Raw genomic sequence first — 10,852 nt, 5'->3', positions numbered from 1 at the left:
GAGCGCCAGACCAAGCTTGTGGGAATCACCTCGGCGTGCATTGATTGCGTCGCGCTCGGCACCATCGAAGGTGAAAAATGCCTTCATCTCGAAGTCGCTGATATCGCGGGGGAGCCCACGCATCCCCAAAAACGTTGTGTGCCAACCCTGCATCGTGAACCTCAAAAGTGGGAGGCCACCATACCCGTTTACAAAGCGAACAGGAAAGTCAATGAAATCAACGGTCTACCCAGACCACCCCCGCGCCAGTGCTAGCTTTGCGTACCGTCACTTATTGCACTGAAAACGAGGAGACCCCGTCTCTGGCTGCGCAGGCGGCGGCAGTGCTCGGCGAATGCCGCTGTGATCAGGTCGTGCTTGGTCCGGAAGAAGTAGGTGACCGCCGCCAGTGACACCTCGGCACGCGCCGCGATCTCCCGCTGCACCACGCGGTCCGCGCCCTTGCGGGCAATGGTCGAGAGCGTGGCGTCAAGGATGCGCAGCGCAGTCTCATTGGTCTGCGCCCGCTCGCGAGCGAAGGCGTCGATGCTGGCCCGGGCATCCGCCTTGCGCGTGACCGACGGCACGATGGGCTGCCGGCCCAGGCGGGCATGCAGCCGCGCGGTTGGCGTCGTGATCCAGGCGGAGCGGGCCGCCGGATCGGTCTCGCACAGCAGCAGGCCCGTCAGCCCCAGGGCAAGATCGGCCCAGGCTTCTGCCGCCACGGGGCCGGCGTCGAACTGGCGCGCGAGCCCGCACCAGAACTGCCGCTCCTGCGCGACCTCCTGCTCGGCCGCTGGCCGCAGCTGCGGTTCGCGCCCCGTGCTCACCTCGAGCTCCAGTTCGTCCCGCAGGGCCAGGATCTTGCGCTGCTCGCCCAGCCGCATCTGCAGCAGGGCGGCGACCATATCGGGCAGCTCCACCCAGGCGGGCATCTGCTCGAGGCAGCGCGCCAGCGCGTCGGCGCGTGCGGCCTCCATCCTGCGGCCCAGCTCCGCGTGGACGGCGAGCAGCAGCTGCTCGCGGCCGCCGAAATGGTAGTTGATCGCGGACGGGCTGCCCCCGGTCCGGGCGGCCAGGGACCGCGCGCTCAGCTCGGCGAATCCCTGCTCGCAGGCCAGTTCGAAGGCGGCTTCCGTCAGCCGGTCGGCATGGGCCGCGGTCGGCATCTCCGTGAACACCTGACGTCTCCTATTTTCGTTTGTTCGCTGCCCCTTGGACAGTACATCCGTTCCAATTCTATCCAAAGTACCCATTCAACTTGCCATGAATTGGCCCATAAAACCATTACAAGTCATCAATCCGTCATGGGGTGACCTTACTGTACATACGTTCTAAACACAGTGCGAAGTGCCGGCGTGGGGTCGGTTTCGCCCTTTCTGTCAAAGGTGCCGCCATGCAAGAGTCCGCCCGTTCCCATTCCCGCTTCACCGTCGCCGTCGTGCCCGACACGCAGAACTATGTGAGCTACCGCAACCAGCGCGCGGCGGGCTTCCCGTTCAACGCGCGCGAGCTGCTCTGGGACATGATGCACTTCATCGCCCGCAACGCGGTGGGCAATGGCGGTGAGATCGCTTTCGCCACCGCGCTGGGCGACATGTGGCAGCACCAGATGAGCGCGGACGTGGACGCAGCTCATGCGCGGCGCGGCCACCGGTCCATCGTCAGCCCCTTGCTCGCAGACCACGTGGCGCCTGCGCCGGAGCAGGTGCTGAACATCGAGATCCCCGCCGTCAGGACGGCCTACGAGATCCTCGCCGGCCAGTTGCCCTTCTCCGTGGTCCCGGGCAACCATGACCACGATCACATGTGGGCCGACGCCGACTACCCCCCGCAGCCCGGCGCGATCGACTTGCACCGCCTGGACCTGGCCAGCGTGGGCAGCATCCATTGCGGCTCGCTGGAGAACTGGACGCGCAACTTCGGCGCCCAGACGCCTTTCTTCAAGAACCAGCCCTGGTATGTTTCCTCGTTCCGGCAGGGCGCCAACAGCGCCCAGATCTTCACCGGCGGCACCCACCGCTTCCTGCACCTGGGCCTGGAGATGTCGCCCGACGGCGAGGTGGTCGACTGGGCCGAGTCGGTTCTGCAGGCCTTTCCCGGGGTGCCGACCATCGTGTCCATCCACGAGTTCCTCAATCCCCGGGGTGAGCGCCAAGCCGCGGAATGCCTGGACCTGTCCCGCCTGGACCCCGAGCGCCACACCCCCGACCGGCTCTGGGACAGCCTGATTTCCCGCCATGACCAGATCCTGGCGGTGCTGAACGGCCATTTCCATGGCGTGCGCCACCGCGTCGACCCGAACCAGCACGGCAACCAGGTGTTCCAGTTCCTCAGCGACTACCAGGGCCGCAAGCAGTCGCTTCGCGGCACTTTCCCCGACGCCACAGTGATCGACGGCATCGGCGACGGCTGGCTGCGCCTGATGGAGTTCGATCTCGACGCGCAACGGCCGCGCCTGCGCCTGCGGGCCTACTCGACCTACTTCAAGGCCTACGCGTCCGATCTGCCCCAGTACGCCGCTTGGTACGGCCACGAGCATCCCGAAATGTCGGAGGCCGAGTTCCGGGCACTCGACGACGTCGAGTTCGACCTGGTCGACTTCCACACCCGCTTCGAACGCGCCCGCGTCGACGGCGAAACCGCCAACGAGACGCAGATGGCCCAACGCGCTTGAGCGTTTCCCTGCTCCCCTTCTTTCCAAAGGCATCATCATGATCAGAAAGACTTTCCTTCTTGGCGCGGCCGCCCTGGCCGCCACCGTGTCGCTGCCCGGCCGCGCAGGCCCCGTCCCGGCGACCGTGGACAAGCCGGTGACCATCACCTTCTACAACTACAACCTGGCCACCGCGGGCCTGGGCGCCGATGGCACCCGCAAGCTGCTGCAGGAGTTCATGGCGGCCAACCCCAACGTCAAGGTGAACGCGGTCGGCGTGAACGTCGCGCAGCTGATGCCCCGCTTGCAGGCCGACGTGGCTGCGCAGCGCCCGCTCGACGTGGCGTTTTCGGGCTACGCAGAGTTTCACAGCTGGATGGCCGCCCGGACATCGACTCAGTCAACGGCGGAGACGAACGACCATGTCTGACATCCAGATTTCCGGCCTGACCAAACGCTTCGGCAACGCTGCCGTTCTTCAGGAACTCGACCTGACAGTGCGCGACGGCGAATTCCTCACCCTGCTGGGCGCGTCCGGTTGCGGCAAGTCCACCTTGCTGAAGCTGATCGCCGGCCTGGACACGCCCGACACCGGCACGATCCGCATGGGAGACCGCGACCTGCTCGCCCTGTCACCCAGCGCACGGGACTGCGCGATGGTGTTCCAGTCCTATGCGCTGTACCCGCACATGACCGTGCGCGAGAACATCTCGATGCCGCTGGTGATGCGCGGCCTGGGGTTCTGGGGTCGCCTGCCGGGGGCACGCCTGGTATCCCCCGGGGTGCGCCGCCGGCTCGCCGACATCCATGCCAGCGCACATGAAGTGGCCCGGCGACTCGCCATCGACGGGTTACTCGATCGTAAGCCGGCGCACCTGTCGGGCGGCCAGCGCCAACGCGTCGCCCTGGCGCGCGCGATGGTTCGCCACCCCTCCGTGTTCCTGTTCGACGAGCCCCTTTCTAATCTGGACGCCAACCTTCGCCATGCGCTGCGTGCCGAGATCCGGCAGCTTCACGACCAGTTGGGCGTGACGTTCATCTACGTCACGCACGATCAGCACGAAGCCATGTCCATGTCGGACCGTGTGGCGGTCATGCGCGAAGGCCGCATCCTTCAGGTGGCGCCACCCGAAGATCTGTACATGCGGCCACAAAGCCTCGAGGTGGCTCGATTCGTCGGCGCACCGCGGATCAACGTCGTGCCGGGCGACATCCTCGCCAATGGCGAGATCCATTGCCTGGCGCAACACATCGCAGATACCGCGGGGAACGGCGGGCCCTGCCGTGTCGCCTTCCGGCCGCAGGCTGTCACCTTGGCAAAGGCGCCGGGCCTCACCGTGCGCGGCGTGGTTGGCCATGTGGAATACGCGGGTGCCGAATTGATGGCCACGCTGACCCTGCCGAGCCAGGGGGAAGCCTGCATCGTCTGCCTCCCGGCTGGCACGGCAGCGCACGCAGGGGCCGAGTTCGAGGTCACGGTCCCGTGGGAAGCCCTGCATGTCTTCGACGCCGGCGGCCAGCGCATGTCGATCGGTCGATGCGACACCCTGAAGCGAGTGGCCTGAAAGCCGAGCATGCGCGCCCATCCTCTTTCCACCGTTTCACTTCTCGCGCCCGCGGGCCTTCTTGCGACGCTTCTGCTGTTCATACCCGTCCTTGCCGTATTTCTGATGTCGCTGACCGATTGGCAGTTCGGCGCCACCACCCTGAACTGGGTCGGCCTGCAGAACTACGCCGAACTCTGGTCGGACGCGGTGTTCCGCAAGTCTGTGGCCAACACCCTTGTCTACCTCGTCCTGGTCACCGGGGGATCGATCACGCTGGGCCTGAGCCTCGCCTTGTTGATCGAATCCGATCGATCGGGACGCGGCTTCTACCGCACAGCCTTTTTCATGCCGGCCGCATCGACGCTGATCGCAATGGCGTTCGTGTGGGAATTCCTGCTGCATCCGAGCGCCGGGCTCGTCAATCACCTGCTCCAGCAGGTCGGCGTCGCACCCCAGAACTGGCTCAACGACCGCCACCTCGCGCTGTACTCGGTCGCCGCGATCGGCATCTGGCAGATGTCGGGGCTTGCCCTGGTGTTCTTCCTGGCCGGGCTGCAAGGAATCCCCCGCGACGTGCGAGATGCGGCGGAACTCGACGGCATCGATCGCCCCTTCGATCGATTCCGCTTCGTCACCTGGCCGTTGCTGGGCCCTACCACCTTGTTCGTCATCACTGTCTGCGCCATCCGCGCCCTGCAGGTCTTCGACACCGTCCATGTGCTCACCAAGGGCGGGCCGAACAAGGCCACCGAAGTGCTGCTGCACACCATCTATGCGGAGGGGTTCAGCTTCTTCCGCATGGGTTACGCCAGCGCCATGACGGTGGTCTTCATCGCCGGCATCTTCCTCTTGACCCAGATCCAGCACGCCGCGCTGGAGCGCAGGACGCACTACGCATGAAACCTCCTTCCCCTTCCTTTCGGATTCTTCGCCACGTGGTGCTGATGGCCGTGGCCCTGGTCTTCCTGATGCCGTTCATCTGGATGGTGCTGACCTCGCTCAAGCCTGCCGACGAAATCTTCGGCAGCGAGATTCATCTTTTTCCGACGCGCTTCGCTGCAGTGGAGAACTACACCCTCGCGCTAACCAAGGTCCCCTTGCTGCGCTACCTGTGGAATGGCGTGCTCGTCTGCGCGGGCATCCTGGTGCTGCAGATCCTGGTGGCACTGCCTGCCGCCTACGCCTTTGCCAAGCTGTCGTTCCGTGGCAAGCCGTGGGCTTGGCGCTTGGTGATGCTGGCGCTCATGGTGCCATACCAAGCCACGGCCATCCCCCTCTACGTAATGCTGTATCACGCCGGTCTGCTCGACTCGATGGCCGCGCTCATCCTGCCTTTCAGCGTGTCCGCGTTCGGCATCTTCCTGATGCGGCAGTTCTTTCGCACCGTGCCCGACGACCTGATCCACGCCGCGCGGCTCGACGGCATGGGTGAGTTGGAGATCGTCTGGCGCGTGATGCTGCCCACGGCCATGCCTGCCTTGCTGGCGTTCTCGATCTTCTCGGTGGTCTGGCATTGGAACGACTACTTCTGGCCACTGCTGGTCATCAATTCACCCCATCTGGCGACGCCGCCGTTGGGAACCATGTTCTTCCGCAATGAGGAAGCAGGCAGCGCGTTCGGTCCGCTGATGGCCGGCACGGTGCTGATCACGGCGCCGCTGGTGCTGTTGTTCGTCGTCGCGCAAAAGCGCTTCATCGAAGGTGTGACGCTCACCGGCGTCAAAGGTTAAACCGCAAGGAATCAAGCAATGAAACAACTGTTTAAGAAAACCGCCGCACTGGCCGTGTTAATGACCACCGGCCTGGCACAGGCTCAGCAACCGACTGAGATCGTGATCGACTACGCGTACGCTGATCTCTTCAAAGAGGTCCATGAATCAATCGCAAAAGACTTCATGGCGAAGTTCCCCCAGTACAAGGTCACGTTCCGTGCGCCCACGTCTGACTACGAGGTCGCGGCACAACAGGTTCTGCGCCAGGCCGTCACGGGCCAGCTCCCCGATGTGTCTTATCAGGGCCTCAATCGTCTGCGCGTGTTTGCCGACCGTGGGCTCGCTGTCGACCTGACGCCCTTCATCAAGGCGGAGAAGGGCTGGGCGGGGATGGGTTACGACCAAGCGTTGCTTTCACTGGGGCAAGTCAAGGGTCAGCAGGTCGGCATCGGCTTCGCGCTGTCTACACCCGTCATCTACTACAACGCCGACCTGATGCGCAAGGCGGGCGTGGAGCCCGATCGCTTTCCCATGAACTGGGATGCCATCATGAACGCGGCCAAAAAGTCGAAGGCGGCAACGCCCGGCACCGAGAGCCTTCACGTCGAGTGGGACATCACGGGCAACTGGATGTGGCAGGTGCTGGTCTTCAGCAACGGCGGCACCATGTTGACCGCCGACGAGAAGAAGGTGGCCTTCGACGGCCCCGCAGGCAAGGCCGCCATGCTGACCCTCGAGCAGCTCGTCAAGCAGGGTGAGATGCGCAACATCTCCTATTCGGCCGCCTTGCAGGACTTCGTGAGCGGCAAGCTCGCGGTACTGGCGACAACCACTGCGCGCCTGGGCAGCATCACGAAGCAGGTGGGAGGCAAGTTCGAGATTCGTACCGCCCGCATGCCCGTTGCCAAGGACGGCCGACTGCCGGCCGGCGGCAATGCAGCGATGATGTTTTCCAAGGATCCTGCCAAGCAGGCCGCTGCTTGGGAATACATCAAGTTCGCCACCGGCCCGCTGGGCGCGACGACCATGGTCAAGGCAACCGGCTACTTCCCGGCCAACACGTTGCCAGCGACCGACCCGAACCTGCTTGCGCCCTTCTACAAGGCAAACCCCAATCATCTGACCGCCATCGCGCAGATGCCGGTACTCACCGGCTCGTACGCGTTTCCGGGTGACAACGGCTTCAAGATTACCGACGTAATCAAGGATCACCTCCAGACCGTGGTTTCGCAAGAGGTGCAACCCGCCGTTGCCCTTAGCGAGATGAGCAAGGCCGTCCAGGCATTGCTGCCGCGCTGAGTGCAAGGCACGACCATGCACAAGTTCATCCACATCACGGACATTCATCTTGTCGAGCAGGGTCGCGCCCTCTACGGCCATGACCCCGGCAAACGGTTCGAGCGCTGCATCGACAGCGTGATCGCCGAGCACGCGGACGCAGCGTCTTGCGTGATCACGGGCGACCTCGCACATGTCGGGCACCCGGACGCCTACCGCCAGCTGTCGGAGCAATGCGCGCGGTTGCCAATGCCGGTTCATCTGATTCTCGGCAACCACGACAGCCGGACCAACTTCCGCGAGCGCTTCCCACAGGTGCCGGTGGACAGCAATGGGTTCGTCCAGTACGAGCAGGCCATCGGGAGGTTCAGGGGTCTGTTTCTGGATACCAACGAACCGGGAACGCATTGCGGCGTCTTCTGCGAGCAACGGGCAAACTGGCTTTCCCAGCGCTTGGCGGAGGATGATTCACCGGTGCTCCTGTTCATGCATCATCCGGCATTCCACCTTGGCATCCCGGTCGCGGATCGAATCGGATTGGTCGACAACGAATGGTTGCTGACAGCACTGAAGGGCCACGCGCATCGCATCAAGCACCTGTTCTTCGGCCACATCCACCGGCCCATCTCGGGCACCTGGCGCGGCATCCCCTTCTCGACTTTGCGCGGTACCAACCATCAGGTGGCACTGCACCTTGGGGAATCCGAAGACATCCCGGGAAGCTTCGAGCCACCACAGTACGCCGTCGTCCTGCTCGACGACGATTCGGTGATCGTGCACCTGCATGACTTTCTCGATCGCAGCGAGAGATTCTGGCTAGGCGCGTAGGCGCGGATGCAGAGGCGGCCCTTGGTCCAGTGCCGTGAAGTCGATCCTGCCGACTCTGCAGGCGATTCAAGCCTCAATCAAGGGCCGAAGCGGGCCCTAAGAAATCGTAGTGCACCTGCCGGACGGGCACGCCCAGCGTGCGCCGCGAGCGCTGCGCACGCTGCACGAAAGGCTTCGACCCGAGGAAATAGCTGTCGGTGCCGCACCCCCGTTGGCTCACTCTCCAGTCGGCGCCAACAACTCGACCTACGAATTAAGAGTCTTCGCTACCTCGATTTCTAAAGAATCTCAAAAAGTTGGAAAAATCCAGCATCCATGCGAGTTTGCGGTTGATTGAGGCTACTGAACTGTTCTCGCAGGTTCCCCTTTTATGTGAAGTATTCGCGGCATGATTACACGGGCTTTACACGTGAGCCGCGGGCGAAACCTGCTGCTGGCCTAATGGCACTCTCCGAGCAGAATCGAAGCGCTTTACCTTGCGAAAGCGGTGCTAACGTGCTTTTGTGTTCCAGATCTGTGAGGGCCATGACTCCAAACGGCCAACTGCGGGTCTTCGAAATTTGAAACTGGTTGATTGCTACCTGGGTCAAATAAGTCTCCCTGTTGTTCCCATTTCATTGCAGCGACAAATGCGACGGCAGGGCTTGACCTGCAGATTCAGGCCACTTCGAAATGCCTGTCTGAGATTGACTGGATTGACATGACACTCTTTCGGAACGTTGCAGTTTTAGCTGGGGTTTTGGGATCGCTGCTTGGTGCCGGCAGCTTTCCGGCGCAAGCGCAAGAGCTAGCGTACGTCGCTGGAGTGCCCAGCGCCGACGGCATCGGCAAACGCTACCTGGGTCGCGAGATCGCACAGGTCATGGGGTGGCAAGGAGCGCCATGGCTCGAACGCCAGGAACGGGAGAAGGAAGAACGTACCGACCTTCTCCTGGATGCGCTGGAGTTGAAGCCAGGCATGGTGGTTGCCGACATCGGCGCTGGTACCGGCTACCTGTCCCGTCGCATGGCGCGCCTGGTCGCCCCTTCCGGCAGAGTCCTGGCGGTCGATGTGCAACCCGAGATGGTCGCGCTTTTGCGCCAGGCTGCGGAAGCCGAAGGCATGCGCAATATCACGCCTTCATTGGGTACTGAAAACGATGCCCGTCTGGCGCCGGGGTCCGTCGACCTGGCGATCATGGTCGACGTGTATCACGAGCTGTCTGCTCCGTATGAGATGCTCAGGAGTGTGGTGCAGTCGCTCGCGCCCGGCGGGCGGGTCGTTTTCGTGGAGTACAAGGCGGAAGATCCCGCAGTACAGATCAAGCAGCTGCACAAGATGACGGAAAGGCAGATCCGCCGGGAAGCGGAAATCCTGCCGTTGCAGTGGGTGCGTACAGACGCGAGGCTGCCGTGGCAGCACGTCGTCATTTTCCGAAAGAAATCCTGAACTGCAGAGCTTTGGCGAGTGCAAGCTTCTTGGCCTTGGCGGGTAATCTTCAGTTCGTCGGATCGAGCACCAAACGCGCATTTAGGTCGTCGACGAGCCAAATGACGGCGGATCCAGGCGGATCCAATGCTTGATTAAACGCCGCCATCGTCAAGACGAAACCTGCCGGCTTGATGTCATCGACGTTCAGAGAAACCTAGATGCTGCGCACAAAGGCGCTTTGCGCCATGTGCGTACGGCAGCCGCCGCTCGCCACTTGAGGATCTATGCGGTACCCCTGTCGTCATCCTGATTGCCGACTTTCAGCAGTCAGTTTATGGGGCCAAATACATCGCCGCCGTCGAGGTTTGCAAGTGCCGGCACGGTCGCCTGACCTATCAATGTCGCGGATGCATGCTTTCAGCTTTGGTACAAACGAGTAGCGCGGCGGCCTAAAACTTCTGCCATCAGTCTGAAGCTGCCTTTAAGTCGACTTGTCTGCGTCTTCGTGGGGCGGCCTGAAGCAGCGGGGCTTACCGCCGTCGACAAGGTCCACAAGGGCAAGGGCCGCACTGTCAACGCGCGCTTCTCGGTGATGTGCGCGCACTACCTGTACGACCCTGACTTCTGCAACGTCGCGGCGGGCTGGGAGAAGGGGCGCGTGGAGAAGAACGTGCAGTACAGCCGTCGGCGCATCTGGATCGAGGCGGCCCGACATCGCTTCAGTTCCTTTGTCGAACTCAATGCCTGGCTGAGTGAGCGCTGCCGCGCCCTGTGGAACGAGATCCGCCATCCCGAACACAGCCAATTCAACGTGGGCACGCGCTGGTTGGGGTCTCCTCGTTTTCAGTGGTCTGGGTAGACCGTTGATTTCATTGACTTTCCTGTTCGCTTTGTAAACGGGTATGGTGGCCTCCCACTTTTGAGGTTCACGATGCAGGGTTGGCACACAACGTTTTTGGGGATGCGTGGGCTCCCCCGCGATATCAGCGACTTCGAGATGAAGGCATTTTTCACCTTCGATGGTGCCGAGCGCGACGCAATCAATGCACGCCGAGGTGATTCCCACAAGCTTGGTCTGGCGCTCCATATTGGTTTCCTGCGCATGAGTGGGCGTTTGCTCGGTGCCTTTCGGGTAATTCCAGTACTCGTGCGGGCGCGTCAATGGCTGTACAAGAACAAGCTGGTGATCGTGCACGAGCGGGCAATTCGGACACTGATTGCGGCGGCACTTGCCCAGCTTGAAGTTGAAACAGGCACCGCCATCGCCGCCAGCGTTGATCCAGCAACACTTGATCGCTGGCGAGCCTCAGTTTCAGAGCTGCGCCCAGATGGACAAACCCAGCAGAGTTGGCTATGGGCTGCACCGGCGAAACACTCAACCCGCCAAATCAGCGAGGTACTGGAGCGCATCGACCTGCTTTACACGCTGGACGTTCATAAG

At 62.6% G+C, this 10,852-nt stretch carries 11 protein-coding genes and 1 pseudogene; 10 read left to right on the top strand and 2 right to left on the bottom strand.

What is annotated here, in order from left to right; genetic code table 11:
- Both G4G93_RS34850 and G4G93_RS34845 read right to left on the bottom strand, forming a co-directional pair.
- Positions 1-153, bottom strand: a 153-nt coding sequence (locus G4G93_RS34850; protein ID WP_134626507.1) for a DUF4158 domain-containing protein, incomplete at its 3' end; no start/stop codon positions are given.
- Between the two features lie 98 nt (positions 154-251).
- Positions 252-1,160: a TetR family transcriptional regulator gene (locus tag G4G93_RS34845; RefSeq protein ID WP_031942798.1), complete on the bottom strand. Its 909-nt coding sequence runs from the start codon at positions 1,158-1,160 to the stop codon at positions 252-254.
- Between the two features lie 215 nt (positions 1,161-1,375).
- On the opposite strand from G4G93_RS34845, the gene G4G93_RS34840 reads away from it, so the two are divergent.
- From G4G93_RS34840 to G4G93_RS34795, 10 genes and pseudogenes are all read left to right on the top strand, one after another.
- Positions 1,376-2,656 carry a hypothetical protein gene (locus tag G4G93_RS34840; RefSeq protein ID WP_066784141.1) on the top strand — a complete coding sequence of 427 codons (1,281 nt, stop codon included), beginning with the start codon at positions 1,376-1,378 and terminating at the stop codon, positions 2,654-2,656.
- Between the two features lie 37 nt (positions 2,657-2,693).
- Positions 2,694-3,065, top strand: a complete 372-nt coding sequence (locus G4G93_RS34835; RefSeq protein ID WP_031942800.1) for an extracellular solute-binding protein — start codon at positions 2,694-2,696, stop codon at positions 3,063-3,065.
- The gene (locus G4G93_RS34830) at positions 3,058-4,200 is read left to right on the top strand and encodes an ABC transporter ATP-binding protein (RefSeq protein ID WP_165091852.1); all 1,143 of its coding nucleotides are present in this window, start codon (positions 3,058-3,060) and stop codon (positions 4,198-4,200) included. The genes G4G93_RS34835 and G4G93_RS34830 overlap by 8 nt, the downstream gene beginning before the upstream one ends.
- 9 nt (positions 4,201-4,209) lie before the next feature.
- Positions 4,210-5,082, top strand: a complete 873-nt coding sequence (locus G4G93_RS34825) for a carbohydrate ABC transporter permease (RefSeq protein WP_165091850.1) — start codon at positions 4,210-4,212, stop codon at positions 5,080-5,082.
- A 44-nt stretch (positions 5,083-5,126) separates the two neighbouring features.
- A complete protein-coding gene (locus G4G93_RS34820) occupies positions 5,127-5,912 on the top strand; it encodes a carbohydrate ABC transporter permease (protein WP_088167128.1) in 786 nt (261 codons plus the stop codon).
- 18 nt (positions 5,913-5,930) lie between these two features.
- A complete protein-coding gene (locus G4G93_RS34815) occupies positions 5,931-7,193 on the top strand; it encodes an ABC transporter substrate-binding protein (RefSeq protein ID WP_165091846.1) in 1,263 nt (420 codons plus the stop codon).
- A 15-nt stretch (positions 7,194-7,208) separates the two neighbouring features.
- The gene (locus tag G4G93_RS34810) at positions 7,209-8,000 is read left to right on the top strand and encodes a phosphodiesterase (RefSeq protein ID WP_029309111.1); all 792 of its coding nucleotides are present in this window, start codon (positions 7,209-7,211) and stop codon (positions 7,998-8,000) included.
- 700 nt (positions 8,001-8,700) lie between these two features.
- Positions 8,701-9,429 carry a class I SAM-dependent methyltransferase gene (locus G4G93_RS34805; RefSeq protein ID WP_031942805.1) on the top strand — a complete coding sequence of 243 codons (729 nt, stop codon included), beginning with the start codon at positions 8,701-8,703 and terminating at the stop codon, positions 9,427-9,429.
- A 514-nt stretch (positions 9,430-9,943) separates the two neighbouring features.
- Positions 9,944-10,225: pseudogene (locus G4G93_RS34800) on the top strand (IS21 family transposase); the annotation flags it as partial.
- 117 nt (positions 10,226-10,342) lie between these two features.
- On the top strand, positions 10,343-10,852 hold a 510-nt coding region (locus tag G4G93_RS34795), incomplete at its 3' end, for a DUF4158 domain-containing protein (protein ID WP_165091844.1).

The organism is Methylobacterium sp. DB0501, assembly GCF_011043735.1.
GTDB classification, from domain to species: Bacteria; Pseudomonadota; Alphaproteobacteria; order Rhizobiales; family Beijerinckiaceae; genus Methylobacterium; species Methylobacterium alsaeris.
This window is presented reverse-complemented; position numbering and strand designations above follow the sequence as displayed.